This is a genomic window from Stutzerimonas tianxiuensis (assembly GCF_053470365.1).
In genome coordinates this window covers 67,771-94,763 of sequence record NZ_JBPVWS010000016.1, presented here as the reverse complement: position 1 = coordinate 94,763, position 26,993 = coordinate 67,771, and the positions used below count along the sequence as shown (strand labels likewise).

General features: G+C 64.2%; 22 protein-coding genes and 3 pseudogenes. 15 read left to right on the top strand and 10 right to left on the bottom strand.

What is annotated here, in order from left to right:
- The first annotated feature begins 20 nt into the window (after positions 1 to 20).
- Genes ACSSNI_RS18620 through ACSSNI_RS18605 form a run of 4 tightly spaced genes read left to right on the top strand, consistent with a single transcriptional unit; the run spans position 21 to position 3,631 of the window.
- Positions 21 to 1,202, top strand: coding sequence for a thiolase family protein (locus ACSSNI_RS18620; protein ID WP_448259931.1), 1,182 nt, complete (start codon positions 21 to 23; stop codon positions 1,200 to 1,202).
- Positions 1,203 to 1,213: 11 nt separating this feature from the next.
- Complete coding sequence (locus ACSSNI_RS18615) at positions 1,214 to 1,999, top strand: enoyl-CoA hydratase/isomerase family protein (RefSeq protein WP_448259929.1); 786 nt, start codon at positions 1,214 to 1,216, stop codon at positions 1,997 to 1,999.
- A 29-nt stretch (positions 2,000 to 2,028) separates the two neighbouring features.
- Positions 2,029 to 2,811 carry an SDR family oxidoreductase gene (locus ACSSNI_RS18610; RefSeq protein WP_448259927.1) on the top strand — a complete coding sequence of 261 codons (783 nt, stop codon included), beginning with the start codon at positions 2,029 to 2,031 and terminating at the stop codon, positions 2,809 to 2,811.
- A 31-nt stretch (positions 2,812 to 2,842) separates the two neighbouring features.
- Positions 2,843 to 3,631 carry an enoyl-CoA hydratase/isomerase family protein gene (locus tag ACSSNI_RS18605; protein ID WP_448259925.1) on the top strand — a complete coding sequence of 263 codons (789 nt, stop codon included), beginning with the start codon at positions 2,843 to 2,845 and terminating at the stop codon, positions 3,629 to 3,631.
- 46 nt (positions 3,632 to 3,677) lie between these two features.
- Here the strand turns inward: ACSSNI_RS18605 and ACSSNI_RS18600 are convergent, their stop codons facing one another.
- The 4 genes and pseudogenes from ACSSNI_RS18600 to ACSSNI_RS18585 all read right to left on the bottom strand — a co-directional run.
- A complete protein-coding gene (locus ACSSNI_RS18600) occupies positions 3,678 to 5,645 on the bottom strand; it encodes a relaxase/mobilization nuclease domain-containing protein (protein WP_008642578.1) in 1,968 nt (655 codons plus the stop codon).
- Between the two features lie 448 nt (positions 5,646 to 6,093).
- On the bottom strand, positions 6,094 to 6,690 hold the full coding sequence (locus ACSSNI_RS18595; protein WP_034201273.1) for a S26 family signal peptidase: 597 nt from the start codon (positions 6,688 to 6,690) through the stop codon (positions 6,094 to 6,096).
- Positions 6,687 to 6,818 (bottom strand): annotated as a pseudogene (locus tag ACSSNI_RS18590) (DUF2840 domain-containing protein); the annotation flags it as partial. The gene ACSSNI_RS18595 and the pseudogene ACSSNI_RS18590, both read right to left, overlap by 4 nt.
- A gap of 606 nt (positions 6,819 to 7,424) precedes the next feature.
- Positions 7,425 to 7,616 (bottom strand): annotated as a pseudogene (locus tag ACSSNI_RS18585) (transposase); the annotation flags it as partial.
- Positions 7,617 to 7,702: 86 nt separating this feature from the next.
- Between ACSSNI_RS18585 and tnpA the strand changes: the two are divergent.
- The 4 genes from tnpA to ACSSNI_RS18565 are packed head-to-tail and all read left to right on the top strand — an operon-like array spanning position 7,703 to position 10,253.
- Positions 7,703 to 7,993, top strand: a complete 291-nt coding sequence (gene tnpA, locus ACSSNI_RS18580; protein ID WP_004423344.1) for an IS66 family insertion sequence element accessory protein TnpA — start codon at positions 7,703 to 7,705, stop codon at positions 7,991 to 7,993.
- A complete protein-coding gene (tnpB, locus tag ACSSNI_RS18575) occupies positions 7,990 to 8,334 on the top strand; it encodes an IS66 family insertion sequence element accessory protein TnpB (RefSeq protein WP_004423345.1) in 345 nt (114 codons plus the stop codon). Before tnpA ends, tnpB begins: the two co-directional genes overlap by 4 nt.
- Positions 8,335 to 8,362: 28 nt before the next feature.
- Positions 8,363 to 9,994, top strand: coding sequence for an IS66 family transposase (gene tnpC / locus ACSSNI_RS18570; protein WP_004423346.1), 1,632 nt, complete (start codon positions 8,363 to 8,365; stop codon positions 9,992 to 9,994).
- Positions 9,984 to 10,253, top strand: a complete 270-nt coding sequence (locus ACSSNI_RS18565; RefSeq protein WP_003458515.1) for a hypothetical protein — start codon at positions 9,984 to 9,986, stop codon at positions 10,251 to 10,253. The genes tnpC and ACSSNI_RS18565 overlap by 11 nt, the downstream gene beginning before the upstream one ends.
- Before the next feature lie 95 nt (positions 10,254 to 10,348).
- Here the strand turns inward: ACSSNI_RS18565 and ACSSNI_RS18560 are convergent, their stop codons facing one another.
- From ACSSNI_RS18560 to ACSSNI_RS18545, 4 genes and pseudogenes are all read right to left on the bottom strand, one after another.
- Positions 10,349 to 10,678, bottom strand: coding sequence for a four-helix bundle copper-binding protein (locus ACSSNI_RS18560; protein ID WP_003283205.1), 330 nt, complete (start codon positions 10,676 to 10,678; stop codon positions 10,349 to 10,351).
- Between the two features lie 385 nt (positions 10,679 to 11,063).
- A pseudogene (locus ACSSNI_RS18555) lies at positions 11,064 to 11,522 on the bottom strand (IS5 family transposase); the annotation flags it as partial.
- 98 nt (positions 11,523 to 11,620) lie between these two features.
- Complete coding sequence (locus ACSSNI_RS18550) at positions 11,621 to 12,994, bottom strand: solute carrier family 23 protein (protein WP_042909937.1); 1,374 nt, start codon at positions 12,992 to 12,994, stop codon at positions 11,621 to 11,623.
- Positions 12,995 to 13,102: 108 nt separating this feature from the next.
- Positions 13,103 to 14,761, bottom strand: coding sequence for an acyl-CoA synthetase (locus tag ACSSNI_RS18545; protein ID WP_042909936.1), 1,659 nt, complete (start codon positions 14,759 to 14,761; stop codon positions 13,103 to 13,105).
- 193 nt (positions 14,762 to 14,954) lie between these two features.
- On the opposite strand from ACSSNI_RS18545, the gene ACSSNI_RS18540 reads away from it, so the two are divergent.
- Positions 14,955 to 17,225 (top strand): PAS domain-containing sensor histidine kinase, encoded by a 2,271-nt coding sequence (locus ACSSNI_RS18540; protein ID WP_079282612.1) that lies wholly within the window; start codon positions 14,955 to 14,957, stop codon positions 17,223 to 17,225.
- Positions 17,225 to 17,860, top strand: coding sequence for a response regulator transcription factor (locus tag ACSSNI_RS18535; protein WP_042909934.1), 636 nt, complete (start codon positions 17,225 to 17,227; stop codon positions 17,858 to 17,860). The genes ACSSNI_RS18540 and ACSSNI_RS18535 overlap by 1 nt, the downstream gene beginning before the upstream one ends.
- A gap of 4 nt (positions 17,861 to 17,864) precedes the next feature.
- Here ACSSNI_RS18535 and ACSSNI_RS18530 read toward each other — a convergent pair whose 3' ends face one another.
- On the bottom strand, positions 17,865 to 18,878 hold the full coding sequence (locus tag ACSSNI_RS18530; RefSeq protein ID WP_042909933.1) for an AraC family transcriptional regulator: 1,014 nt from the start codon (positions 18,876 to 18,878) through the stop codon (positions 17,865 to 17,867).
- Between the two features lie 189 nt (positions 18,879 to 19,067).
- Between ACSSNI_RS18530 and bktB the strand changes: the two genes are divergently transcribed.
- From bktB to ACSSNI_RS18505, 5 genes are all read left to right on the top strand, one after another.
- Positions 19,068 to 20,255 (top strand): beta-ketothiolase BktB, encoded by a 1,188-nt coding sequence (gene bktB / locus ACSSNI_RS18525; protein ID WP_042909932.1) that lies wholly within the window; start codon positions 19,068 to 19,070, stop codon positions 20,253 to 20,255.
- A complete protein-coding gene (gene fadB, locus ACSSNI_RS18520) occupies positions 20,255 to 22,360 on the top strand; it encodes a fatty acid oxidation complex subunit alpha FadB (RefSeq protein ID WP_041110995.1) in 2,106 nt (701 codons plus the stop codon). Before bktB ends, fadB begins: the two co-directional genes overlap by 1 nt.
- 19 nt (positions 22,361 to 22,379) lie before the next feature.
- Positions 22,380 to 24,158, top strand: coding sequence for an acyl-CoA dehydrogenase (locus tag ACSSNI_RS18515; RefSeq protein WP_042909931.1), 1,779 nt, complete (start codon positions 22,380 to 22,382; stop codon positions 24,156 to 24,158).
- Positions 24,159 to 24,236: 78 nt separating this feature from the next.
- Positions 24,237 to 24,986 (top strand): electron transfer flavoprotein subunit beta/FixA family protein, encoded by a 750-nt coding sequence (locus ACSSNI_RS18510; RefSeq protein WP_042909930.1) that lies wholly within the window; start codon positions 24,237 to 24,239, stop codon positions 24,984 to 24,986.
- Positions 24,986 to 25,930 (top strand): electron transfer flavoprotein subunit alpha/FixB family protein, encoded by a 945-nt coding sequence (locus tag ACSSNI_RS18505; protein ID WP_042909929.1) that lies wholly within the window; start codon positions 24,986 to 24,988, stop codon positions 25,928 to 25,930. The genes ACSSNI_RS18510 and ACSSNI_RS18505 overlap by 1 nt, the downstream gene beginning before the upstream one ends.
- Before the next feature lie 543 nt (positions 25,931 to 26,473).
- Here the strand turns inward: ACSSNI_RS18505 and ACSSNI_RS18500 are convergent.
- Positions 26,474 to 26,908, bottom strand: coding sequence for a hypothetical protein (locus ACSSNI_RS18500; protein WP_041110863.1), 435 nt, complete (start codon positions 26,906 to 26,908; stop codon positions 26,474 to 26,476).
- Between the last annotated feature and the right edge of the window lie 85 nt (positions 26,909 to 26,993).

Genomic DNA, 26,993 nt, shown 5'->3' with positions numbered 1-26,993 from the left:
TTTTGCACCAGGAGAAGAACATGAATAACCATGAACCCGTCATAGTCGGTGCGTTGCGTACACCCGTGGGCAAGCGCGGCGGGCGCCTGCAGAAATGGCACCCCGTCGATCTGTTGGGCGAGACGCTGCGTCAGCTGGTCGAGCGCTCCGGCATCAACCCCGCCGATTTGGACGATGTGATCGTCGGCTGCGTGCTGCAATGGGAGCAACAGCACGGCAATCTGGGCCGGCATGCCGTGCTGGCGGCGGGGCTGCCCGAATCCGTCCCGGCGGTGACGGTTGACCGGCAATGCGGCTCCGGTCAGCAGGCGGTGAGCTTTGCCGTGCATGGCATCCAGGCGGGCGCTTACCAACTGGTCATTGGTGCCGGGGTTGAGTCGATGTCGCAGGCCCCCATGCCGCCGTCGTTCAAGCCAGGCGCGCCGCTCGGCACGCAATACAGCCCGCGCGAACTTGCGCGCTACCAGGACAACCCGCTGCTGCCGCAAGGCGCTTCGTCAGAGTTGATGAACAAGCGCTTCGGCCTCACGCGCGAGGCCCTGGACGCCTTCGCCGTGCGCAGCCATCAGCGCGCCATCGAGGCTTCGCAGGCTGGCCGCGTCCAAGATCAACTGGTGCGGCTGAACGAGGACCCGGCCGACCCGGACAGCCCACTCGTCACCGCCGACGAGGGCATGCGCGCCGACCCCAACCCCGAGAAGATGGCCACGCTGAAAGCCGTGTTCGCCGCCGACGGCGCCACCACGGCCGCCAACTCGTCGCAGATCAGCGATGGCGCCGCCGCGCTGCTGATCGCCAGCCGCGCCTATGCCAAGCAGCACGGCTTGAAGCCGCGTGCACGCTTCGTCAGCACCGCCGTGGCCGCCGCCGACCCGGTGATCCAGTTCACCGCTGTGCTCGACGCCACCCGCAAGGCACTGAAGGAATCGGGTCTGACCCTCGACGATATCGATCTGTTCGAAGTCAACGAGGCCTTCGGCGGCGTGCCGCTGATGTTTCAGCAGGAGTTCGGCATCCTGGACGACCGCCTCAACGTCAACGGCGGCTCGATAGCCATCGGCCATCCGCTGGGCTCTACCGGCGCGCGCATGCTCACTGACCTGCTGTGCGAGCTGGAGCGCCGGGGCGGCCGCTATGGCCTGCAGACGATTTGCGAGGCCTCGGGCACGGCCAACACCACCATCATCGAGCGGCTTGGATGAGCGGGGCCACCATGAGCGAAGCCAGCGAAGTGCTCGTCAGCCGCGATGGCGCCATCGCCACCTTGACCATCAACCGCCCGCGCGCGAAGAACAGCTTGAACCGCGCGGTATTCGATGGCCTGCGTGCGCAGCTTGTGCAACTGCGCGACGACGATACCGTGCGCGCGGTCATCATCACCGGCGCCGAGGGCGTGTTCTGCGCCGGGGCCGACATCACCGCGTTCGACGCGCTGCGCGCCGAGCCGCTGCTGGGCGACCGTGCGGCGGCAGGCGGCCACTTCTGGTCGGAACTGGAGCGCTTCCCCAAGCCCGTCATCGCAGCGGTGGAAAAGCTCGCGCTGGGCGGCGGCACGGAACTGGCGCTGGCCTGCGACATCGCGATCGCTGGCGAGTCCGCCAAGTTTGGCGTGCCGGAAGTTAAGCTGGGCGCCATTCCCGGTGCCGGAGGCACGCAGCGCCTGATCCGCGCCATCGGCAAATCCAAGGCCATGGCCCTGTTGCTGACCGGCGATTTGATCGACGCCCGCAAGGCCTGCGATGCAGGCATCGTTGCCGAAGTGACGGCTGACGGCCAGGCCCTGCCGACAGCATTGGCCATGGCCAGCCGGATTGCGGCCAATTCGCCGCTGGCCGTGGCGCTGGCGAAGGATGCAGCCCTGTCCAGCTTTGAAACGCCGCTCGCGCAGGGTCTGGAGCATGAGAAGCGCAACTTCCTCGTCGCCATGCGCTCGGCGGACAACCGTGAAGGGCAGGAGGCATTTCTGAACAAGCGCGCACCCAACTTCATCGGCCAATAACACCTGTCTGTCACCCATCGAGGAAAACCATGCAACTCAATTCCGACATCTCTGCCGTCATCACTGGCGGTGCTTCCGGCCTGGGGGCTGCCACGGCCCGGCGTCTGGCCAGCCATGGCGTCAAGGTCGCCATCTTCGACATGAACGAAGCCGTTGGCCAGGCGTTGGCCTGCGAGCTTGGAGGCGTTTACTGCAATGTGGACGTGACGTCCGAGGAGCAGGTGGACGCAGCCTTCGCCAAGGCCCGCGCCGCCATTGGACAGGAGCGCATTCTGGTCAACTGCGCCGGTACCGCCGATGCCGTCAAGACGGTCAGCCGCGACAAGAAAACCGGCGAAATCCGCCCATGCCCAACAGATCGTTTCAATCGCATCATTCAGATCAACCTAGTGGGCACCTTCCGCTGCATCGCCAAGTCAGCCGCGGGCATGTTGACGCTCGCGCCGCTGGCCGATGGCGACCGCGGCGCCATCGTCAACACTGCGTCGGCCGCCGCACAGGATGGCCAGGTTGGCCAGGCCAGCTATGCTGCCAGTAAGGCTGCCATCGTGGGCATGGCCTTGCCGATTGCGCGCGACATGATGGACGAAGGGATCCGGGTCAACACCATCATGCCGGGGATCTTCGGAACACCATTGCTGCTGGGCCTGCCGGACAACGTCAAGCAGGCGCTGGCGGCCAGCGTGCCCTTTCCCAAGCGTTTGGGCGATCCCGATGAATTCGCGCAGGCCGTCGAGTTTCTCGTCACCTGCGGCTACATGAACGCCGAGTCCATTCGGGTGGATGGCGCTATTCGCATGGCGCCGCGCTGACGCCTGAAATCTTGGCCCATCAGGAAGCGTCATGTCCGAAAATTCTGTCATTCTCGAAAAGCATGGTGCTGTTGCGACCATCACACTCAATGCGCCTCAGAAAAAGAATGCGCTGAGCACGTCTGTCGTCAACGTGCTAGCTGGCGTCATTGCAGACGTCGAACGTGACGGCTCGATTCGCGCTTTGCTGCTGCGCGGCGAGGGCCGGATGTTCAGTTGCGGCGGCGACAACGACGAAATGGCGGCAGCAGGCGAAGCGTTGTCTACCTTGGTCGATGACGAATTGAGGGTGGTCGAACGCATGATTCCTCAATTCGCCAGCCTGCCATTCCCGGTGGTCTGCGCCGTACAAGGCGCGGTCGCTGGAGGCGGCCTCGGACTAGCATTGGCCTCTGACTACCTGATTGCCGCAAGTGGGACGAAATTCGTGGCGGCCCACACCGGCCTTGGATACGCGGGGGATTTCGGCATCAGCTGGCTCCTGCCGCGCGCAGTGGGCGGACGACGCGCACGCGACATGATCCTGACCAACCGCGTGGTCGGTTCGGATGAAGCCTTGGCCTGGGGATTGGTCGAGAAAGTAGTTCCGGGCGAGAGCCTGCTGGACGAAGCGCAGCGCATGACGGTGCAATTCTCGACCGGTCCTACGCATGGTTATGCGGGCGCCAAGCGCCTGCAACTTGCTGCCTTCGAGAGCGGTCTGGTGACCTCATTGAGGTTAGAGGCGGCCGAAATGAATCGGGCCTCGAAAACCACGGATTCGCTGGAAGCGGTCCACGCGTTCGTCGCAAAGCGAGTGCCTCAGTTTACCGGACGCTGATCGGTTGTAGACGCATCCAGTTGGTGGAGTTCAATTGCCGTTGGCGTCAGGTAATGGATAAACCCAACTGGCGTCGGATTTGCCAGGATACAGTGCCACCATGTATCTGTGCAGAAATCAGCATGCCGAGTCGTTGTTCGATGACCGGCTTCCACGGCACCAGGCTGAACCCCATACCGTCATCCAGCATCGCGTAGCGCCCGCTGGCCAGCATGAGGCTGCGGCGGTAGATACCCGCCACGCGCTGCCCCTCAGCTACCGGACGATGCTCCAAGCCCGTATCAGCGGCAATGTCCTTCGCGGCCTGCGCCACTTCCCGATTGCGCAACGCGCCCAGCAGATTGCGCGCCAGGATCACGCGCTGGCCGCGCCGCTCGGCCAGTCCCTGTTCGGCCAGGAAATCGGCGCGCTGCTGTAGCGCCTGCTTGGCCTCGCCGCCAAAGCCCAGGTCACCCAGACCGGAGCCGCCGCCGATCAACTGCTGATCCAGCCAGGTGGCACCGATCACGCGGGCCTGCCGCTCGATGGGCAGGTGCGATTTCAGCTCCACGGCCACGCCGCCCAGGCGCTGCGCGTCGTACTGGCGGCCACGCTCAGGCAAGTCACCGGGCACCTTCCATAGTCCCTCAGCGACGCGCTCCACGATGCCCGCTCGGCGCAGGGCTTCAAGGCGGCGGACATGGGCCGCAACCACTTCATGCGGGTCGCGGCCATCCTTGGCCTGGCCTTGTGCAATGGCCAAGTGATGGTCGGTGCGGTACAGCCCATTGGTCGCCAGCGCGGTGATGGTCTTGTCCGCTGCGCGCACCTCGGCGGAGCCTTTCACCTCGACCACTGCGCTCATGGGGTACTGCTCCAGTTCCGTCCTGGGCGGCAGCGCCACATAGTGGGCCTTGCCGTCGATGCCATCGACCACCAGATAGCCCCGGTCGTACAGTTCGTCGGCCAGTCCTTTGCCCGCCACGCGGCCGATGATGGAGTGTCCATCCTCGCCCGGTTGGAACACGGCCAGGTCACGCTGCTTGCCGCCCATCGCGCGCTGCATGGTGCGGATGATGTCGCCACGTTCTCCCATGGCCCGCAAGGTTTTCTCGGCATCGGCATGCACGGCCCAAGTGCCGGGCTGGGTCTGCGTGGCAAGCCCCATGCGTTGAAGCCGCTGCAAGCGCCCGACCAGCAGCAGACGCTGGCGTTGCAGTTTGGGTTCGTTGAAGCGCTCGACCTTCACCAGGCCGTCCACCGCCTCGCGCTGGAGGGTGCGATCCAGGCTCGTCCACCGCTCCTGTTCCACTTCGCGGGCTAGGGTGCGCTGGATCTCCAGCTCGGTGCGCGGCCCCAGCCATTCGGTGGCCAGTTCCATCGCCCGCTCGCGCATGCCGCGGGTGATGTACTCCTGCGAAATGATGAGATCCTTGCCAGTGTCGTCCTTGCCGCACAGCACGACATGGGTGTGCGGGTTGTCGGTATTCCAGTGATCGACCGCCACCCAATCCAGGCGGGTGCCCAGGTCGGCCTCCATGCGCTGCATCAGGTGCCGGGTGTAGGTGCGCAGGTCTTCGAGCTGCTCCGCATCCTCGGGCGAGACGATGAAGCGGAACTGGTGGCGGTCGCCCTTGCCACGCTCCTCGAAGGCGGCCGTGTCCGCCTCGTCGGTGATGGCGCCATAGGCACGGCCCTGTCCACCCTGGCGGTCCACGCCTTCGCGCTCGATGTAGCGCAGGTGCTGCACGGTGGAGCGGCCGCTGGCCTGCTGCAAATACACCAGCCGCACCTTGACCGTGGCCCGGCGAGAAAGCGCCGTCAACGACTGGCCCGTGAAGCGGGCTGCGACATGACCGCGCCCCAGGCGCGAACCGGGGGGCTTGCCGGTGGTCTTGCGCCCCCGGCCAGAGACGCCAGCGGCCTTGCTCGTCTGGCGCAGCACCTGGGCAATGAAGGTGTCGCCGCGCTGCCTGGGCTTGCTGGGCCGCACGCGAAAACGGTCATCGTCACCGGGATTTCCGCGCTGGCTCATGATGCAGTCCCCACCAAGCCCATCGCGCCCGAGCGCATGCGGCACACGGTATTCCCAATGCCCGCAAGGCCTTGGGGCTGCTGGCGGCACGAAGCCACCTTGTGGCGAGTGCCGCCCCCAACCCACGTGCAGACTGGCTTTGCGCGCGCCGTGGTGCCGCGCCCTTCAATCTTGCCTTCCGCCTTTGCCCCTCGCTGGCGCTCCGGGCAGCGGCGGCCCGGTGGCGCTGCTGCACGAGCAGCCAGCGCGCCGGCGAACGCGAACACGGCCACAGGCCGGGCGCGTTCGAGGCAAGACGCCTGCACGTTGGATTGCTGCGCCGAAGGCAGCGCGAAGTGCGGCGCGGATGCGCTCGCACTGCACGCGCGACGACACGGCGACGGACAGCAGCACGACATGCTCGATGGCACGACGAGATGCAAGGCAACGTGCAGCGAGTCGGCGGCCATCATGGGCGCGACTCCAGCCAGACCGGATGCGCAACGCCGATCACGGCCGCTGCACTGACCGGTCCGAAGTAGCGGCTGTCGAACGACGCCGGATTGGTGACACTGAGCAGAAACAGCTCGCCGGGCCGAAGGCGGCGGCACTGCTGCCAGGATGGCAGCGGCCGGCCCCAGCGGTCGGCAGATAGCACGGCGGCCGAAGGCACGCCGTCGATGCGGACGCTGCCCCCAATGATGCAAACCTCCTGCGGTGCGACCGCGCCCACGCGCTTGAGCAGCGGGATGCGCGTCGGCAGGTAGCCGCGCTGCGCAGCGAGGGCGGCAGCCTCGGCGGGCAGCGGCACCAGCACGATGCTGCCCACGGACAGCGGACGTGGCGGTGAGCTGGCGCGATGGTCGAGCGGATCGACGCGATACCAGCCGACAGCCACGCTATCGGACGGGTTGTAGGTCAGGCGCGGCAGCGGATGCACGAAGGACGCCCAGGCCAGCGCAGCGAGGCCGCAGGCGGAAAGGCCCGCCAGTACGAGGCGAGCGCGCAAATGTGCGCGGGGCGAGCGAGGACGCGGCCCGGTGCCGGAAGTGAAAACGGCGGTCATGGCAGCGCCCTCCCGGCCAGCCAGGCGGCGTGCCGCTCGGCGCTGTATTCGGGCAGCGGCAGGCGCGCAGCGAGCCGGTTGGCAAGCGTGCGCCAGTACGCGGGCGAAGCGGCAGCGGGCGCGATACCGGGGGTTGGGGAGCAATGGAACTGAAAACCAACGTAAGCCGAATTAGAGTTCGTTTTACTCGTCAGCGACTGCGAATTAACGAACTTTGATTCGTGAGAAAGGTTTATTGCACTGATTTTCGGGTGTTGGTGACCTTTCCTCGCGATAGCGGAAACGGTTTCATAAAACGGTCGTTTTTCGAAACTATCCAGACGTTGCAAGGGTTTGCGGGGCAGCGACTGAGCTTAAGTGCACTTTCTGTTCCGTTGCTCCCCCAACCCCAAGTTCAAGCTAAACGTAACATGGTTTCCATACACAAGTCTCCCGTCGGTTGCCCAGCGTGATCAGAGAACAGCCTAAAAAGTTCAGCATGGATAATTTAATGTGTTGGTCAGGGACGGCCAATGTGCATACGCTACGACAAGCCATACTGTTACTATAATTACGTTCATCGAGTCGACCTAGCCCGGATTTCTCATGAGGCCGGCAGGCGTGGCCGGTGAAGCCTCGGTGTATCAACAACCTGCCTTCCACCGCTAAAAATTGATCGTTTTTTATTCAATTCCCGCGTATGGGGCGCACTGCCCCCTTTCCCCCATTGAGCCGGGCCGGGGGCGCCCGCCTGTTCAGGTCGGCTTGAGGCGGGCAACCAGCCCCGCAAAGAGTTCCTGATGCGGATAGGCCTCGCTGATCAGCACGCGGATGCGCCGGCTGTTGCGAATGATCACCGCACCGATCTTGAGCAGTTTCAAGCGCAGGTTATGGATGCTCATGCGCGCCAATGCGGTGCCCTGGAGATGATCGCGTAGCCGTTCGAACGTAAGCGTTCATTCCAAGACATCCTGCCATCCCGCTGACTTCCGCCCTAGAGTGACCTCGCATTCAACAACGCGAGGTTATTTCCATGAGAAAACACCGCACCGCAGAACAGTGGCAAGTCCTAATCGGTCAGCAGCGTGACAGCGGCCTGTCGGCCACGCAGTTCTGCAAGGAGCACAAACTCGGTTATGCCAGCTTCTGTAGTTGGCGCAAGCGCCTGTTGAGTCAGCCGGTCGGTGAGGCTGCGGATTCTGGTTATGCCAGCTTCCTGGATCTGTCATCGCTGATGGATGACTCGGCCTCTCCCGGAAGCGGCTGGAATATCGTGCTGAGCCTGGGTAATGGTGTTGAGCTAAGGCTGAGCCAGATCAGATGATCGGTCTGGATAGCCAGGCCCGGATCTGGCTGTGCACCGAGCCCACGGATATGCGCAAATCCTTCCGGGGGCTGAGCGCTCTGGTCCGCAATCAACTCAAGCAAGATCCGCTCAGCGGGCAGTATTTTGTCTTCGTTAACCGTCGCAAGACCCAAATGAAGATGTTGTATTTCACGCCCACGGGCTACTGCCTGTGGGCCAAGCGACTGGAGCAGGGGCAGTTCCGGGTACGGCCGTCTTCTTCGGGACAGCGCCCCTTAAACCTGACTGATCTCCAGTTGCTGATTGACGGTATCGAGGTGCAAAAGTACCGTCAGTTCAAGCGTTTTCGGGGCACGTAGCGGGTTGTGTTCCGGTATAATATCGGCCATGAATTCAATGGCTTCCGCGTCCTATTCCAACGCCCCTTCCTACTCGGTACTGGCCGAGGAGAATGCCCTGTTGCGTGAGCAGCTACAGGTCATGCAGCGGCAGTTGGACTGGTTCAAGAAGCAGCTGTTCGGCCCCAAGTCCGAGAAGCAGGTGTATGACCTCCCGGAGCAGGGCGGCCTGTTCCAATCGAATGATGCGGCTAGCCCGGAGAAGCCTCTCGATGCGGAGAAACGCCCGGTTCGGGCTTATCAGCGAGGCACCGGAAAGAAACAGCGGGACGACGACTGCCTGAACGATACGGGTCTGCGTTTTACAGCGGACGTGCCAGTGGAAGTTGTTGAACACCTGCCGCCGGAGCTAAGCGGCCCCGACGCCGACCAGTACGACATCCTTGGCACCAAAACGACCTATCGGCTGGCCCAGCGGACGTCCAGTTACGTGGTGTTGCAAGTGGAACGCCCCGTATTTCGGCGCAAGGGCAGCGACAAGCCCGTGACCACGCCGGCCCCGTCCAACGTACTGGACAACAGCCTGGCCGACGTCAGCTTGTTGGCGGGTCTGATGGTCGACAAGTTCCAGTTTCACCTACCGCTGTATCGCCAACACCAACGCATCCAGCAAGCGGGTATTACCCTCAGCCGCAGCACCCTCACCAATCTGATCAAGCGATCTATTGATCTGCTGCGGCCGATCGTGGATGCCCAGACCGACAATGTTCTGCGCAGCCGGGTGTTGGCGATGGATGAGACGCCGATTAAAGCTGGCCACCAGGGTCGGGCAGGCCCACAAAAAGGCAAGATGAAATCCGGCTGGTTCTGGCCGTTATACGGCGATGCCGATGAAGTGGTGTTCACTTACTCGAACAGTCGAGGCCGAGCCCATATCGAGCAGGTACTGAACGAACAGTTCAGCGGAACTCTGATCAGTGACGGCTATGCTGCTTATGCCCGCTATGCCGCCGCACAGCAGAACATCATCCACGCGCAGTGCTGGGTGCACAGTCGTCGTTACTTCATTGAGGCGCAGAAGGACCACCCGATAACTGCCACCGAAGCCCTTCAGCAGATTGCCAAGCTATACACCAACGAAGAAGAGATCCGCGTCCAGCAACTGACCGGCGAAAAGAAACGCCAGTACCGGCTGCTCCACTCAAAGCCGGTGGTCAGCGACTTCTTCCAATGGTGCCGGGATCAACTGGCACAGGGCGGTCTGCTGCCCAGTGATTTATTGACCAAAGCACTGAACTACGTGCTCAGCCGTGAAGCCAGCCTGACCGTCTTCCTGGAAGACCCAGACGTCCAGCCAGACACCAACCACCTGGAACGGGCCCTGCGCCCCATTCCCATGGGACGCAAGAACTGGCTGTTCTGCTGGACTGAACTCGGCGCGGAACACGTGGGCATCATCCAGAGCCTGATCACTACGTGCAAACTGCACGACATCAACCCGTACACCTATCTGGTGGACGTGCTGCAGCGCATCAGTCAGCACCCGGCCAGCAAGGTCGCTGACCTGACGCCTCGGCTCTGGAAGACCCGGTTCGCCGATAATCCGTTACGCTCGCTGATCGATCCGCGCCATTCTGATCGACAGACCGCACAGCCAAAGGGCACCCTCCATGCGCATTGAAGACATGAGCATCGATCAGCTATTGGAGCTGAACCGAATGATCTGCCGGCGCATTGATGAACTGCAAGATCAAGAAAACCTGCAGGCGCTGAGTCGGCTGCACGTGGGGCTGAAGGTGACCTTCGAAAGCCGAACTGGCTTGACTATGGGGATCGTCACCAAGATCAACCGCAAGAGCGTGATCGTCCTGGCCGAGAACGGCACGAAACAGTACAAGGTCTCACCGGAATTGCTAAGGCCCCTTCGGGACGTAAAGTAAGTCCAGTACGTCGTGGAATGAACGCTTACTTTGATTCTGACTTTCCGGCTCTGGCACCACCAGCGTGGTTGTGCCAGAGCATTGAGTTATGGGTGTTACGCAACCATACGCTCACATTCCTCAGCGCAGTTCATGCACGCCTTTGCACACTCTTGGCAGTGATCCATCTGATGTTTCGCGCATTCCTCACCACATGCCCGGCAGATCTTTGCACAAAGGGAGCAGAACTCTTTTGCGTACTCACTTTCACGGCTCATCAGGGTGGCGGCCAACGCGCAGATGTCCGCGCAGTCACGGTCAAGCTCGATGCATCGAGCCATCATTTTCACGTCATCCTCGCGTAGGCAAGCAGCGGCGCACATTTCGCACACCAGGGCACAGTTCGAACAAGCTTGGATGCAGGAAGTGAACATTGAATTTGTCATTGCGTTCTCCAGGTTTCGATAGTTGTATTCGACGGTGGCCTACTCGCTGAATTGTCGCATCAGCGTCTTAGCAACCACAGAAAATACGACATGCCCTTGTCGCGCCCGGTTCGACCAACTTAATTACAATGCTGTAAGGTTCGCCTGGTGACGGATATTTATTCGGAAGGTCTGCAAGTGAGAGCCGCCAGAGTGTCAGCTGCTTGTTAGCCCGACTGCCTCGTTAACCTCTCTTTAGGGAAGGTCTGAAGTAGCTGGGTATTTCGCGCCAACTTCAGTCCTTGTCGATTTTGAAAGCGAGCAATCGATCAAAAACCAGCCAGATAGCCCACTCATTTCTCCTTTTTTGGCCGTCGCGAGCATCTCGCGGTGGCCATTTCCCGCATTACAGGCGCACCTCTCCTGCGGTGGCGATCAAATGTCGACGCGCCATCCACAAGTTCGACAGTGCGAACAGTGTCATCAGCTGCGCGGTGTTCTTGGCCAGGCCGCGGAAGCGTACCTTCACGTAACCGAACTGGCACTTGATCACCCGGAATGGGTGCTCGACCTTGGCCCGCACCTGCGCCTTGGCCTTTTCAATCTTGCGCTTGGCTTTGTAGAGCGGGCTGTTCTTGCCGAGTTTTCTGTAAGTGCTGCGACGCGCCGCGACCTGCCAGATCACTTCGCGGCCCGCATGTTCTGAGCGCTTTTCGACGCCGGTGTAACCGGCATCGGCGCAGACGACGTTCTCGTCACCGTGCAGCAGTTTGTCGACCTGGGTGATATCCGCCACGTTGGCTGCCGTGCCTACCACGCTGTGTACCAGCCCCGACTCATCATCCACGCCGATGTGCGCCTTCGTTGCAATGGCCTGCTGTAGTTGTTCATCAGGACTGGCTTTTCTAGTCGCCCGCACTGGCCACGCGGACCAATGCGGGGAGGTTTGGGGGCGGGCGGCGGTCAGTCGGCTTCGCTGGGGCGCTGGGCGCGCACCCCGGGGGAGGCGAAGCGCAGCAGGTGGGTGCGCTCGATCAGCAGGTACAGCACGGCGCCAGCGGCCAGGCCCCAGCCCGCGCCGTACACCGCCAGCACCACACCCATGGTGCCGGCGATACCGCGTTCGGCGTTGTTGTTGAGCTGCTCGAAGCCGACCATCAGGCAGATGTAGCCGGTGAGGATCAGCGTCAGCGACAGGGCGATCGGCAGCACCGGCTGGAAGAAACTCACCAGCGGCAGGACGAACAGCGCGAGAAAGCCGGTGATCCAGAAGGTGCCGGCGCCGCTGTAGATCGACTCCATCGCCTTGCGGCCGTACTTGTAGCGCTCGGCCATGGTCGCCGCCACGGCCGTCCACAGCGGGCCGGCCAGGCCCGGGTAGGGCGCGAAGAAGGCATGCAGGGCGTTGCGGATGGCGCACACCAGGTGGATGCGGTCGACGTTGATCTCGATCTTCTCGTCGGTGCGCAGCTCGTCGGCGCGCTGCATCAGCGACTGGCCGACGATGATGTCGCCGAAGGCGATGATGTAGGCGATCACCGCGGTGGGCACCGCCAGCATGAACACCTGGGCGTCGGGGAAGCCGGCGGTGAAGGGCAGGTACTGCCAGAGCTGGTCGAAAGCCGGCGCGGTGATGCCGAAGCGCACGTCCGGCATCCTGTACTCGCCCACCGCGATGCCGGCGACGATGGCCACGATCATCCCCGGGACCATGCCGTAGTTGACGATCTTGCGCGCCAGCGGCACCCGCTCGGTAAGCCCGCGGAACGACACCGAGAACATCAGGTACAGGCAGATCAGGCTGCCCAGCACCAACGAGATCGGCGTGTTGGCCAGGCGCCCGCCGGTCTCGATCTCGCCGATCAGCGCGGCGATGCCGGCGCCGATGATGATCCCGCCCTTCATCGAGTTGGGCACGATGCGCACCATCACGCTGCCCAGGCGCGTGACCCCGAGCAGGAAGAAGATGACGCAGACCAGGATCTGCAGCGCGAACAGCGCGCGGATCGCCTCCGGCCCCGGCTCGAAGTTGCCGAGAAACAGCAGCACCACCGGGATGCCGGGGGTGATCCAGCCCGGCACCAGCGGCACGCCGAGCAACGCCGGCAGCATGAAGCCGATGCCGCACACCACCACGTAGGCCAGCGCCACCTCGTAGGGCAGGCCGAGGTATTTCTCCAACAGCGGGATCATGCCCAGGCTGACCACGAACATGATCAGCGCCTGGAGCATCTCCGCGGTTTCCCAGCGGTAGTGCACGAAGGGCAGGCGAAGCTTGAACGGTCCGGCCTTCCAGCAGGGTTGTTCATCGCCGTCGTTACGTTTGTACAGTTGCATGGAGCCTCCGTTGACGCCGCGTGGCGCCTTCTTGTTGTTGTGAACGGATGCCGCCGGCAGCCGCCATCCCTGCAACGGGATGGCAGTACCAGGCAGAAAAAAGAGGGGTCAGGCCAGATTGCGCAGAGGTGCAGGCTGGGGTGGCGACAGGTCGCGTGCCCGTTCGCGCAGGACGTACTTCTGGATCTTGCCGGTCGAGGTCTTGGGCAGCGCCCCGAATATGACGGTGCGTGGCACCTTGAACGAGGCCAGGTGCTCGCGGCAGAAATTGATGATGGCGTCTTCGTCGACGGCCTGGTGATCGGCCTTGAGGTTGATGAAGGCGCAGGGGGTTTCGCCCCATTTCTCATCCGGTCGAGCCACCACGGCAGCTTCCAGCACGGCAGGATGGCGGTACAGCACACCTTCGAGTTCGATGGTGGAAATGTTCTCCCCGCCGGAAATGATGATGTCCTTGAGCCGATCCTTGATCTCCACGTAGCCGTCCGGGTGGCAGACGGCCAGGTCGCCGGTATGGAACCAGCCACCTTCGAACGCTTCGGCCGTTGCACTGGGGTTCTTCAGATAACCCTTCATCACCGTGTTGCCGCGCATGAAGATCTCGCCGATGGTCTGGCCGTCGCGCGGGGTCGGCTCCAGGGTTTTGGGATCGGCCACCATCAGCCCTTCCAGGGTCGGGTAGCGCACGCCCTGGCGTGCCTTGATTTCCGCGCGCTCCTCCAGAGGGCGTTCGTCCCATTCGGCATGCCAGGCGCAGATGGTGACCGGCCCATAGACTTCGGTCAGGCCGTAGACATGCGTCACCTTGATGCCCATTTCCTCGACTGCGCCGATCACCTTGGCCGGCGGCGCGGCGCCGGCGACCATGGCGTGCACGGGGTGGTCGATGGCGGCTTTGGCCGAAGCGGGCATGTTGACCAGCGCATTGAGCACGATCGGCGCGCCACACAGGTGAGTGACCTGATGCTCGCGAATCAGCCCGAGAATCTTCTGCGGGTCGACGCGGCGCAGGAACACATGGACGCCGGCCAGCGCGGTAATCGTCCATGGGTAGCACCAGCCGTTGCAGTGGAACATCGGCAGCGTCCAGAGATACACCGGATGGTTGCCCATCGCCCAGGTCATCTGGTTGCCCAGCGCGTTCAGATAGGCGCCGCGGTGGTGATAGACCACGCCCTTGGGGTTGCCGGTGGTGCCGGAGGTGTAGTTGAGGCTGATCGCCTGCCACTCGTCTTCCGGCCACTGCCAGGCGAACGCCGGGTCGCCTTCGGCGAGCAGCGCTTCGTAGTCGAGGCTGGAAACCGGCTCGCCTTCGCCGTACTCGGGGTCGTCCACATCGATCACGAGCGGCGGGTGATCGAGCATCCCGACGGCCGCGCGCACGACCGAGGAGAACTCGCGGTCGGCGATCAATACCCGGGCCTCGCCATGCTGCAGCATGAAGGCAATGGCTTCGGCATCCAGTCGTACATTGAGCGTATTGAGCACCGCGCCGATCATGGGCACGGCAAAATGGGCCTCGAGCATCGAGGGGATATTGGGCAGCATCACCGCGACGGTATCGCCCTTGCCGATACCACGCCCGGCCAACGCAGAGGCCAGGCGTCGGCAGCGCATGTAGGTTTCGGCCCAGGTGCGACGGATCGAACCGTGGATCACGGCGGGGTAATCGGGATAAACGCTGGCGGTGCGCTCGATGAAGCTGAGCGGACTGAGGGCAACATGGTTGACTGCGGCGGGCGCAAGGCCCTGTTCGTAGATGGTCATGCAAGACACCACTTGGCTGATTATTAGCTCTTGTTCTGCATCGCCTGGGAGCTTCTCCCGGGCGGCTTGCAAATCTTATAGATCAGTCGGAAGGCATATGGAAGTATTGCTGGGCGAATATGGTAATACTCCTATATCTATTTCCGTGCGGGCCAGGGGGTTTCTCCCGGCCAACCTTTCAGACGGATTGCTTATGAGCACAACTCCCGTTCGCCTTCACACCTGGCTGCGTCTGCAGCGTGAACAGGTAGCGCTCGACGCGCGCGCCGATGCCCTGTGCCGGGTGCTGCGCGGCTGCGCCGGGGTACGCCAGGCGTACTACATGACCTGGCAGGCCGGTGCCGGCATCTACACCCATGAGGGCAGTGGCGCACAGCTGCCTCCCGGCCTGGGTGATCCGCTGCAGGCCAGTGATCGCCTGCTGCATGAGCGGCTCGGCGGCGAGGGCCTGCTCGACCTCGCCGTTGTCCGTGGGCTGGACTGCTGGCTTGCCGGCCGCCTGCGCCGGGCAGGTATCGTTCAGGGCGCCGTGCTGGCGCTGGATCTGGATGAAGCCGTACCCGGGTTGTTGCTGCTTGCCACCGATGGCGATGTCGGTCCCTGCTCGCTGAGCTGGGTACGCGAGCTGTTGCTCAGCCTGCTCGCATGCGCGAGCGGCCTGGCGCGTCAGTCGCCGTTGCTCGGCCTGGATCCGCAACCGAGCCTGCTGCTGGACGAGCACGCGTATCCCGTCGAGCTGAACGCTGCCCTGCTGGCGCTGCTGGCCGATCGCCCTCTGGATGAGCTGCTGCGCTTTCTGCCCGTCAATCACGCCGCGCTGGTCGGCGCTTGTCTGGCGCAACAACGGGCTATCGAAGGGGTGGAGGCCGAATACGACCAGCGCATCCTGATCTGGACCTTTGTTCCCGACCCCGCGCAGAACCGGGTGCTCGCGCGCTGTCGAGAGGCGACCGCACAGGTCCTGGCCGAGCGGGATGCGGCACGCGCCCGGCGTCTGTATCGGCTGATCACCGAAAACACCACCGACCTGATCTCCCGGCACGCGCCCGATGGACGCTTTCTCGACGCCTCGCCAGCGGCCTGGCGGCTGCTCGGCTATTGGCCGGAGCAGTTGCGTGGCCAGCTCGTGGAAACGCTGTTCCACCCCGAAGACCGGGCCCAGTTGCCGGCGCGCAGCCGCGACGCGCTGGAGGTGGACGGCTATCACACGATGACCTACCGGGTGCGCCATCGGGATGGTCACTACCTGTGGTTCGAGACCGCCAGCCATGCCATCCGCGAGACCTATACCGGCGCGGTGGTCGAGGTGGTCAGCGTGTCGCGCGAAATCACCGCGCGGGTGCAGGCCGAAGAGAACCGCCGGCGTCTGGCCGAGGTGGTGGAAGTAAACACTGACCTGGTGTTGTTCATCGATGCCGAGGGGCGGGTGACGTATCTCAATCCGGCGGCAAGGCGAGCGCTGCGTCTGCAGGATGGGCAGATGCCGGCGCTCGATGCGCTGTTCGATACCGAGGTACTGGCGCTGCTGCACGGAACCGGCCGCACGACCGCCGAGCGCGAGGGCGTCTGGAGCTGCGATTCGCGTCTGCTCGCACAGGACGGCGGTGCCTCGGTGCCGATTTCCCTCGTGCTGCTGGCGCATCGGACGACCGGCGGCGAGCGTTATTACTCGCTGGTGGCCCGCGACATGAGCGAGCGTGAGCTGCGCGAGGCGCAGCAGCGGCGCCACCAGGACGAGCTGGCGCATACGGGGCGCCTCATCACCCTCGGCGAGCTGGCATCCGGCATCGCGCATGAGATCAACCAGCCGCTCGCGGCGGTGGTCAACTACGCCAGCGCCAGCCAGCGCTACCTGCAGAGCCTGGGGCAGAATCCGCAAGCAGCCGAGCGCGTGGCCCAGGGCCTGGAGCGGATTACCGAGCACGCCAACCATGCCTCGGAGGTGATCAAGCGCTTGCGGGCGTTCCTGCGCAAGGGGCAGCGGCGCATGCAGCCGCTCGATGTCGCCGAGGTCGCGCGCGACGCGGTGCGCCTCTGCGCGTGGGAGACCGCTGCCGCCCAGGTGACCGTCGAGCAGGTGCTGGCCGCCGACCTGCCACGGGTCTATGCCGACCGCGTGCTGCTCGAGCAGGTCTTGATCAACCTCTTGCGCAATGCGATAGAAGCGAACCGCGAAGCCCACCCGGGGCAGCCGTCGCGTATCGTATTGCGCGCCGAGCGACAGGCCGATGAGGTGGTCCTGGCCGTTGCGGACCAGGGCCGTGGGTTGGATGAGCAGGAACTCGAGCAGGCCTTTACGCCGTTCTTTACCCGCAAGCCGGACGGTCTCGGGCTCGGGTTGCCGATGAGCCGCAGCATCATCGAGGGGTTTGGCGGCGCGTTGCAGGGCCAGCCGGGCGAGAACGGAGGGCTCTGCATGCGCTGTTGCCTGCCGATCAAGACAATAACAACAGAGGAACGCTGATGAGCGATGCTCACGAGCAGGTGGTGTATATCGTCGACGACGACCAGGGCATGCTCGACTCGACGGTCTGGCTATTGGAGTCGGTGGGGTTGTCTGCCAGGCCGTTCATCGGCGGGCGGGAGTTTCTCGAAGCCTGCAATGGCGCGGATAACGCCTGCGTGCTGTTGGACGTCAGGATGCCGGGTATGGGCGGTCTGCAGGTTCAGGAGGCCATGCGCGCGCGCGGGCTGCAGTTGCCTGTGATCTTCGTCAGCGGCCATGCCGATGTGCCTATCGTGGTTCGCGCATTCAAGGCCGGCGCGGTGGATTTCATCGAGAAGCCCTACAACGAGCAATTACTGCTCGATAGCGTGCAGCAGGCACTCAGTCGTCAGGAACGTGCCGGCGGCACCGGCGAGCACGTCAGCCTGCAGGCCCGCCTGGACAGCCTGACCCCGCGAGAGCGCGATGTACTGCTGCCGCTGGTGCAGGGCTACACCACCAAGGAAATCGCTCGCCAGCTCGACATCAGCATCAAGACCGTCGACCTCTATCGGTCCCGGGTGATGAAGCGCATGCAGGCCGAGCGCCTGGCCGATCTGGTCGGCATGGCCGTAGCGGCACGCCTGGTGGATCCGCTGCGCTTGCGCGGCTAGGCGTTCAGGCCCGCGCTGCTTCCCGATAGGCGCGTGGGCTGTCGCCGGTCCACTGACGAAAGGCACGGGTGAAAGCCGAAGGTTCGGAGAAACCGAGACGCTGGGCGATTTCACTGATCGGCAGCCCAGCCTGACTGAGGTAGTGGATGGCCAGGTCGCGGCGCAGGCCATCCTTGAGCGCCTGGAAGCGGGCACCTTCGAGGGCAAGACGCCGCCGCAGGGTGCGCTCGGTGATATGCAGCGCCGCTGCCGCGGCTTCGATACCGAGGTCCCTGAACGCGCCATCGTATTGGAACAGGTCACTGACGCTGCGCGTGAAGGCGGCCTGGTAGGACGGGCGCGTGAACCATTCCAGCGGCGCCCGCCGCAGGTGTTCACGCAGCGTGGCGGGCGTCTGGACCACCGGCATGTCCAGGCATTGAGGGTCGAGCACCAGGCGGCAATCGGGCATCGAGAAGCGTGCCGGGCAGGGAAACATCAGCCTGTACTCGGCATGGTTGGCCGGTTGCGGGTAGTCGAAGTGCACCTCCCGCAATCCGATGCGCTGGCCCACCAGCCAGCTGGCGAAACGATGCCAGAGCAGCATGAACACTTCCCGCAAGAGATGCTCCGGGTCATGCTCCGGATCGGCCAGGCGCATCACGAAAGCGGTTTGCCCGCCATCGGCGGTCAGCTCCAGACGCAGCGAATCGTTGACCAGATTGTAAAAGCGCGCCATTCGGTAATAGACCGAGGCCAGGCGACGACAGCCGATGACCTGGCGGGCCATCAGGGCGAACACACCGTGGCGGCTACGGGAGGGCGCAAGGCCCATGAATTCGTCGTCGCCAACGCGCCATAGCGCCAGCATCAGCCGGCTGAACTGCAGTGAGGTCATGCGCATCTGCGCGTTGTCGAGCAGGCGCTGGCCGATGCCGGCTTCCTGCAGCAACGCCTGTTCGTCGAGCCCACTGCGCTGCGCCGCCTTGATGGCGCTGCAGGCGAAGTGGACCGAAATGCTGTAGCCCTCGTAAGACATGTGAGGCTCTCGGATTGTCCGTTTATGTCAAGTATTAGTCAGCTTTGGTTATGGCTGGCGCCTGCGTGAGCGGCGAAGCTAGCGGCGCTTTACGAACGAGCGAGCGGCGACGTGCTCGGCTGGTGCAGTGGCCGGCTCGAGGCCTTCCTGCGCGCTATCCGGCAACTCTACCTGAGCAGGGAGCCTTCCATGCAACTACGAGAGGTGGTGATCACCGGCGCTTTGCGCACGGCGATCGGGGATTTCGGCGGCAGCCTCAAAGACGCCAGGCCGAGTGAGCTGGCAACCCAACTGGTTGCCGAATCGGTCAAGCGCTACGGCGTGGCCCCGGCGAGCGTGGGGCACTGCGTGTTCGGTAACGTACTGCCGACCGAGTCGCGCGATCTGTATCTCTCGCGGGTGGCTGCGCTGGAAGGGGGCCTGACCGAGCGCTGCGTCGCCATGTCGGTGAACCGGCTCTGTGGTAGCGGCCTGCAAGCGGTCATCAGTGCGGCGCAGCAGCTTCAACTCGGCCTTTGCCAAGCGGCGATCGCGGGCGGCGCCGAGTCCATGAGCCGCGCGCCCTACCTGCTGCCCGCGGCCCGCTTTGGCCAGCGGATGGGAGACGGCCAGACACTCGACCTGATGGTTGGCGCGCTGACCTGTCCGATCAACCGTTATCACATGGGAATCACGGCGGAAAACGTCGCCGAGCGCTACGGCATCAGCCGTGCGCAGCAGGACGCTCTCGCCCTGGAAAGCCACCGCCGGGCGGCCCGCGCCATCGCCGAGGGGCGCTTCGCCGGGCAGATCGTCCCCGTGGAGCTGAAAACCCGCAAAGGCACGCGGTCGTTCGACACCGATGAGCACGTGCGCCACGACTGCACGCCGGAAGAGCTGGCGGCTCTGCGCCCGGCGTTCAAGCGCGAGGGCGGCACCGTTACCGCGGGCAACGCGTCTGGCCTGAACGACGCCGCCGCGGCGCTGTTGCTGATGGACCGCGATTACGCCGAGGCCAACGGCCACCAGGTCATGGCGCGGCTGGTGGACTACCAGGTGTCCGGCGTGGCACCCGAGATCATGGGCATCGGCCCGGTGCCGGCGGTGCGCGAGCTGCTGGCGCGCAACGGGCTGGAGATCGGGGATATCGATTTCTTCGAGCTCAACGAGGCGTTCGCGGCACAGGCGCTGGCGGTGGTGCAGCAGCTCGACCTGCCGCTGGAAAAGGTCAACCCCAACGGCAGCGGCATCTCCCTTGGCCACCCCATCGGCGCCACCGGGGCGATCCTGATGGTCAAGGCCGTGCACGAGCTGCACCGCAGCGGCGGCCGCTTCGCCGTGGTCAGCCTGTGCATCGGTGGCGGCCAGGGCATCGCCGCATTGCTGGAGTGCCTCTGATGACTCTTTATCAAGGGCAGGCGCTGCGCCTGGAAATGCTTGGCGACGGCTTCGCCGAGCTGGTGCTGGATGTCGACGGCTCGTCGGTTAACAAACTGGACCGCGCCACCCTGGCGGATCTGCGCGCGGCGCTGGAGGTGCTCGAGCACACCGCGTTGCGCGGGCTGCTGGTGCGTAGCGCCAAGCCGGCGTTCGTGGTCGGTGCGGACGTCAGCGAATTCCCCGCGCTGTTCGAGGCCGGGGAGGGCGCGCTGCACGCCTGGATCGAGCAGGCGCTGGACAGCCTCGGGCGCCTGGAATCGCTGCCCTACCCAAGCGTTGCCGCGATCAACGGGTTCGCCCTTGGTGGCGGCCTGGAGCTGGCGCTGGCCACCGACTACCGGGTGCTGGCCGAGGATGCGCAGGTCGGCCTGCCGGAAGTCACCCTGGGCATTTGCCCCGGCTTCGGCGGCACGGTGCGGCTGTCGCGCCTTGTCGGCGTGGCCGATGCGCTGGACTGGCTGCTCGAGGGCAAGCCGCGGAAGGCCGGGGCGGCGTTGACGGCCGGTGTCGCCGAACGTGTGATGCCCCCGGAAACCTTGCGCCAAGAGGCGCTGGCGCTGCTCGGTGAGGTTGCCGAGGGCGGCGACTGGCAGGCCTGGCGCGCACGCAAGCGTCAGCCGGTGGCTGTGCCGGACGGCATCGCCGCCCGTGGCGATACGCTCGACCCGCGCTACCCGGCGCCGCAGGCGATTCTCGCCGCGGTGCAGACCCACGCCGGGCTGCAGTTCGCCGAGGCGCTGCGAGTCGAGCGCGAGACCTTCGTGGCCCTGGCGCGTGGGCCCGAGGCGGCCTCGCTGGTCGGGCTGTTCCTCGCCGATCAGGCGGTGCGCAAGCAGGCCCGTCGGCATGCCGAAGGTGCCGCGCCGGTGCGCCGCGCCGCAGTGCTCGGCGCTGGCATCATGGGCGGCGGCATTGCCTACCAGGCGGCGGCCAGCGGCACGCCGATCCTGATGAAGGACATCCGTGCCGAGGCGCTGGAGCTGGGCATGCGCACCGCCACCGCCCAGCTCGACCGGCAGGTCGCCAAGGGCAAGCTGAGCGAGGCACAGAAGGCGGCGATCCTCGAGCGGATCACCCCGACGATGGACTGGCAGGGCTTCGCCGAGGTCGATCTGCTGGTTGAAGCGGTGGTCGAGCGGGCCGACGTCAAGGCCGCGGTGCTCGGCGAAGCCGAGGGGCTGGTGGCCGACGCCGCGGTGCTGGCCTCCAACACCTCGACCATTTCCATCGACCGGCTGGCCGAAGGGCTGCGCCACCCCGAGCGCTTCTGCGGCATGCACTTCTTCAACCCGGTACCGATGATGCCGCTGGTGGAGGTCATCCGCGGTCGCCACACCGACGACGCGACGCTGTCGCGCACCGTGGCCTTCGCCCTGGCGCTGGGCAAGACGCCCATCGTGGTCGGCGACTGCCCGGGCTTTCTGGTCAATCGGGTGCTGTTTCCCTACTTCAACGGCTTCAACCGGCTGCTGCAGGACGGTGTCGATTTTGAGCGTATCGACCGGGTCATGGAAGCCTTCGGCTGGCCCATGGGCCCGGCCTATCTCGCCGACGTGATCGGCCTGGACACCATGGTGCATGCCGACCGGGTGCTGCAGGAGGGCTACCCCGGGCGCATGGGGCATGACGGCGAGCCGGTGATGGAGCAGTTGCTCGCGGCCGGCTGCCTGGGCCAGAAGAACGGCCGCGGTTTCTACCTCTACGGCACCGATGAGCAGGGCCGGCGCCAGCGCGAGCCGTCGGCCGAGGCGCGGGCGCTGCTGGGTACGCCGGGCGCCGAGGTGAGCGACCAGGACATCGTCGACCGGCTGATGATCCCGCTGTGCCTGGAAACCGTGCGCTGCCTCGAAGACGGCATCGTCGCCAGTGCCGCCGAAGCGGATATGGGCCTGGTGCTCGGCCTCGGCTTCCCGCGCTTTCGCGGTGGCGCGCTGCGCTACATCCAGAACCAGGGGCTCGCCGAGTTCGCCGCCCGCGCCAGGCGCCATGCACACCACGGCGGGCTGTACCAACTCACCGACGAGTTCCGCGCGCGGCTGCACAGCGGCCAGCGCTACCACTAACGCACCGAGAGAAACGCACATGGCCGATTACGTCCATCCGTACCGCGACACCGAGTTCGTGCTCAATGAAGTACTGGGCTTCGAGCGCCTATGCGCCGAGCTTGGCCTGGGCGATATCAACAGCGAGCTGGCGGCGGCAGTGCTGGCCGAGGCGGGAAAACTGGGCGCCGAAGTGCTGGCGCCGCTGAACGCGATCGGCGACCGGGAAGGCGTCCGGCTGACCGAGCACGGCGTCAAGGAGGCGCCCGGTTTCGCCGACGCCTATCGGTTGTTCAGCGAAGGGGGCTGGTGTTCGCTTACCGCGCCCGAGGCGTTTGGCGGGCAGGCGCTACCGAGTGTGCTGGGGACCGCGGTCAGTGAGGTCTGGCACGCGGCGAACATGGCGTTCGCGCTTTGCCCGCTGCTGACCCAGGGCGCCATCGAGGCACTGGCGCATCATGCGTCGGCACCGTTGCAGGCACGCTATCTGCCCAGGCTGGTCAGCGGCGAGTGGACCGGCACGATGAATCTCACCGAGCCGGATGCCGGCTCCGATCTGGCGGCTGTCAAGGCGCGCGCGGTTCCCGAAGGCGAGCACTACCGCATCACCGGGCAGAAGATCTTCATCAGCTGGGGCGACCACCAGATGACATCCAACGTGATTCATCTGGTGCTTGCTCGCCTGCCGGATGCGCCTGCTGGCGTAAAGGGTATCTCGCTGTTTCTGGTGCCCAAGTTCCTGCCGAACGCCGCAGGCGAAGCCGCCGAGCCGAACGATGTGCGCTGCGTGTCGCTGGAGCACAAGCTCGGGATCCACGGCAGCCCGACCTGCACCATGAGCTTTGGCGAGCAGGGCGGGGCGATCGGCTACCTGGTCGGCGAGCCGCACGCCGGGCTGGCCTGCATGTTCACGATGATGAACCACGCGCGTCAGGCCGTGGGGCTGCAGGGCCTGGCGATTTCCGAACGCGCCTGGCAGGAGGCCCGCAGCTATGCCCGCGAGCGCTTGCAGGGCACCCAGCGCGACGGCAGCCGCTACCCGATCATCCGCTTCCCCGATGTGCGCCGCATGCTGATGCAGATGAAGGCCTCGACCGAGGCCATGCGCGCCCTGGCGCTGCTCGCGGCGTCCGAACTGGACCGCGCCCGCCATGCGCCCGACCCGGCCAGCCACCGTGCCCGCCAGGGCCGCGTGGATCTCTACACGCCGATCATCAAGGGATGGCTGACCGAGCTGGCGCAGGAGGTGACCTCGCTGGCCGTGCAGGTTCATGGCGGCATGGGCTATGTCGAGGAGACCGGTGTTGCGCGGCATTTCCGTGATGCGCGCATCCTGCCGATCTACGAGGGCACCAACGGCATCCAGGCGATGGACCTGGTAGGGCGCAAGACCCTCGCCAACGAAGGAGCGTTGCTGGCCGAGCTGCTCGATGACATCGACACGACCCTCGGCCACCTGCGCCAGGATGCGCGCTGCAGCAGGCTGGCGGCGCCGCTGGCCGAGGCGCTGGCAGCTGCACGGCGAGCGCGCCAGTACCTGCTGGAAGGTGCTGCAAGCGATCCCGCGCTGCCCGGCAGCGTCGCCTTCAACCTGATGATGCTGTTGGGTTACCTGTGCGGGGGCTGGGCCATGGCGCGCTCGGCGCTGGCCGCGTCCGCCGCGCTGGCCGCAGGGCGCGGCGATCCCGCCTTTCTCGAGGCCAAGCTGGTCACCGCGGGCTTCTACACCGACCACCTGCTGCCTCGCACCGGCGCCCTGCTTGCCAGCGTGCTCGCCGGTAGCCACAGCACCATGGCGCTCGTCGAAGAGCTTTTCTGAACCGACCCGGCAGGTGCTCGCCTTACCCGCCGGCTGGGCGGCGGGCATCCGCTCCCGTGAGATCGAGAGGTTTTCCACATGAAAGTACTGATCGCCGTCAAACGAGTGGTCGATTACAACGTCAAGGTCCGCGTCAAGGCGGACAACTCCGGCGTTGACCTGGCCAACGTCAAGATGTCGATGAACCCCTTCTGCGAAATCGCCGTGGAAGAAGCCGTGCGCCTGAAAGAGAAAGGCGTGGCCAGCGAAATCGTGGTCGTCTCCGTCGGCCCGAGCGCTGCCCAGGAGCAGCTGCGTACCGCCCTGGCGCTGGGCGCCGACCGCGCCGTGCTGGTCGAGTCCGCTGATGAACTCAATTCCCTGGCGATCGCCAAGCTGCTCAAGGCCGTGGTCGACAAGGAGCAGCCGCAACTGATCATCCTCGGCAAGCAGGCGATCGACAGCGACAACAACCAGACCGGGCAGATGCTCGGCGCGCTGACCGGCTACGCCCAGGGCACCTTCGCCTCCAAGGTGGAAGTCGCTGGCGACAAGGTCAACGTCACCCGCGAGATCGACGGCGGCCTGCAGACCGTCGCGCTGAACCTGCCGGCGATCGTCACCACCGACCTGCGCCTGAACGAGCCGCGCTACGCGTCGCTGCCGAACATCATGAAGGCCAAGAAGAAGCCGCTGGAAACCCTGACGCCCGAGGCGCTGGGCGTGACCACCACCTCGACCGTGAAGACCCTCAAGGTCGAAGCGCCGGCTGCCCGCAGCGCCGGTATCAAGGTCAAGTTCGTGGCTGAACTGGTCGAGAAACTGAAGAACGAGGCGAAGGTGATTTGATGGCTATCCTGGTTATCGCTGAACACAACAACGCGGTCCTGGCGGCTGCAACCCTGAACACCGTGGCGGCGGCCACCAAGATCGGCGGCGACATCCACGTGCTGGTCGCCGGCAGCGGCTGCGGCGCCATCGGTGAAGCGGCGGCCAAGATCGAGGGCGTGTCCAAGGTGCTGGTCGCCGACGACGCGGCCTACGCCAATCAGCTGCCGGAAAACGTCGCGCCGCTGATCGCGCAGCTTGTAGGGGAAAGTGGGGCGAAAAATTACAGCCACGTGCTGGCTCCGGCCACCACCAATGGCAAGAACTTCCTGCCGCGCGTGGCGGCGCTGCTGGATGTCGACCAGATCTCCGAGATCATCGCCGTCGAAAGCGCCGACACCTTCAAGCGCCCGATCTACGCCGGCAACGCCATCGCCACCGTGCAGTCCAGCGCCCCGATCAAGGTCATCACCGTGCGTGCCACCGGCTTCGGCGCGGTGAACGCCGAGGGCGGCTCAGCGGCCGTCGAGCAGGTCTCCGGCAGCGGTGACGCCGGCAAGTCCGCCTTCGTTGGCGAAGAGCTGGCCAAATCCGACCGTCCGGAGCTGACCGCGGCCAAGATCGTCGTTTCCGGCGGCCGCGGCATGCAGAACGGCGACAACTTCAAGCACCTGTACTCGCTGGCCGACAAGCTCGGCGCCGCAGTCGGTGCCTCGCGAGCCGCGGTCGACGCCGGCTTCGTGCCGAACGACATGCAGGTCGGCCAGACCGGCAAGATCGTCGCGCCGCAGCTGTACATCGCCGTCGGCATCTCCGGTGCGATCCAGCACCTGGCGGGCATGAAGGACTCCAAGGTGATCGTCGCGATCAACAAGGACGAGGAAGCGCCGATCTTCCAGGTCGCCGACTACGGCCTGGTCGGGGATCTGTTCGAGATCCTGCCGGAGTTGGAAAAGCTCGTCTGAGTCGAAGTAGGTATCATTAATCGAAACCATCGGCCTGTAGCCAACGGTAATAGGCGAACTAGGCGGCTGTCTGCGTTCCTTTGCCTGTCCTGAGAAATAGACCACTAACGGTTGTTTCAGGGAAATACGGTGGTGTACGAATTGACGACGGTCTTCGCAACTCTCTGCGGAGCAAGCACTTGCTCCGCTATGTTGTCTGCTGGCTATAGTATTGCTTAATGGTTATATGGGGCGCCTCGAGGCGGAAATACTGGATGACGGTACTTCTGCTGTAGATGAACCATGATCCATGCGCCTTTGTTGGTTCAATCTATAAAGCGTGCGTCGGTTGCCGAGCATTGCTAAACGAAAGGCTACCGCGAGACAGAAAAGATTTGAAGTGAGCAGCCTTCAAGTTAATCAGGTGGACTACAATAAAGCCAACGTCTAACCGAGTCGGATGAAGTCAATTTAGTCGGTTAAACGTCTTTATCTATAGCGCGCCTGCGGTTGCATGCGGCTTTTGATTAGGAATGCAATGGCGGGACATTAGCGCTTGCACGCTTACCGTGACGCATTGAAACCTAAAATATCCAGTTGCTCGGTCAGCCAGCGATGTGCCTGATATGTACTCTGAAATTTACGAGCTAGGATGCGTACACCTTTATCTACGTTACAGTCACGGAGCGTGAGGCCAAGACCTTCTTCGTCGATTTCGTAGGTCTTTGCTTTCATATCGCCGAGCCGCATTGCAAGCAGCTTAACATCATCGAGTGAATGAATGGGGGCGATGCTGTGCTTGCGCACGTAGGAGCGTACCTGCTCTGAAAGCTCATTGAAGTCATCTGCATTAATGCGGTGGACTATATCATCTGAATCTGGGATTTGCTCCGGATAGTCATCATCAAGTGATACGTAGTGTTCCACACCGTGAATGCTTGCTACTAGGTATTGACCGCCGACTTCGTCGCGCTCGCAGTTAAGAATTAGGACAGACATGTTTTTTCCTCAGGTTGTTGTTCTGTTCATAATTCTAAGTTGCTCCGCTTTAAAAAGGCAATAGGCTATACTGTATTTTTATACA

Coding starts and splice junctions, on each gene's coding strand:
- ACSSNI_RS18620 (WP_448259931.1), top strand. CDS start 21: ATGAATAACCATGAACCCGTCATAGTCGGTGCGTTGCGTACACCCGTG.
- ACSSNI_RS18615 (WP_448259929.1), top strand. CDS start 1,214: ATGAGCGAAGCCAGCGAAGTGCTCGTCAGCCGCGATGGCGCCATCGCC.
- ACSSNI_RS18610 (WP_448259927.1), top strand. CDS start 2,029: ATGCAACTCAATTCCGACATCTCTGCCGTCATCACTGGCGGTGCTTCC.
- ACSSNI_RS18605 (WP_448259925.1), top strand. CDS start 2,843: ATGTCCGAAAATTCTGTCATTCTCGAAAAGCATGGTGCTGTTGCGACC.
- ACSSNI_RS18600 (WP_008642578.1), bottom strand. CDS start 5,645: ATGAGCCAGCGCGGAAATCCCGGTGACGATGACCGTTTTCGCGTGCGG.
- ACSSNI_RS18595 (WP_034201273.1), bottom strand. CDS start 6,690: ATGACCGCCGTTTTCACTTCCGGCACCGGGCCGCGTCCTCGCTCGCCC.
- tnpA (WP_004423344.1), top strand. CDS start 7,703: ATGAGAAAACACCGCACCGCAGAACAGTGGCAAGTCCTAATCGGTCAG.
- tnpB (WP_004423345.1), top strand. CDS start 7,990: ATGATCGGTCTGGATAGCCAGGCCCGGATCTGGCTGTGCACCGAGCCC.
- tnpC (WP_004423346.1), top strand. CDS start 8,363: ATGAATTCAATGGCTTCCGCGTCCTATTCCAACGCCCCTTCCTACTCG.
- ACSSNI_RS18565 (WP_003458515.1), top strand. CDS start 9,984: ATGCGCATTGAAGACATGAGCATCGATCAGCTATTGGAGCTGAACCGA.
- ACSSNI_RS18560 (WP_003283205.1), bottom strand. CDS start 10,678: ATGACAAATTCAATGTTCACTTCCTGCATCCAAGCTTGTTCGAACTGT.
- ACSSNI_RS18550 (WP_042909937.1), bottom strand. CDS start 12,994: ATGCAACTGTACAAACGTAACGACGGCGATGAACAACCCTGCTGGAAG.
- ACSSNI_RS18545 (WP_042909936.1), bottom strand. CDS start 14,761: ATGACCATCTACGAACAGGGCCTTGCGCCCGCCGCAGTCAACCATGTT.
- ACSSNI_RS18540 (WP_079282612.1), top strand. CDS start 14,955: ATGAGCACAACTCCCGTTCGCCTTCACACCTGGCTGCGTCTGCAGCGT.
- ACSSNI_RS18535 (WP_042909934.1), top strand. CDS start 17,225: ATGAGCGATGCTCACGAGCAGGTGGTGTATATCGTCGACGACGACCAG.
- ACSSNI_RS18530 (WP_042909933.1), bottom strand. CDS start 18,878: ATGTCTTACGAGGGCTACAGCATTTCGGTCCACTTCGCCTGCAGCGCC.
- bktB (WP_042909932.1), top strand. CDS start 19,068: ATGCAACTACGAGAGGTGGTGATCACCGGCGCTTTGCGCACGGCGATC.
- fadB (WP_041110995.1), top strand. CDS start 20,255: ATGACTCTTTATCAAGGGCAGGCGCTGCGCCTGGAAATGCTTGGCGAC.
- ACSSNI_RS18515 (WP_042909931.1), top strand. CDS start 22,380: ATGGCCGATTACGTCCATCCGTACCGCGACACCGAGTTCGTGCTCAAT.
- ACSSNI_RS18510 (WP_042909930.1), top strand. CDS start 24,237: ATGAAAGTACTGATCGCCGTCAAACGAGTGGTCGATTACAACGTCAAG.
- ACSSNI_RS18505 (WP_042909929.1), top strand. CDS start 24,986: ATGGCTATCCTGGTTATCGCTGAACACAACAACGCGGTCCTGGCGGCT.
- ACSSNI_RS18500 (WP_041110863.1), bottom strand. CDS start 26,908: ATGTCTGTCCTAATTCTTAACTGCGAGCGCGACGAAGTCGGCGGTCAA.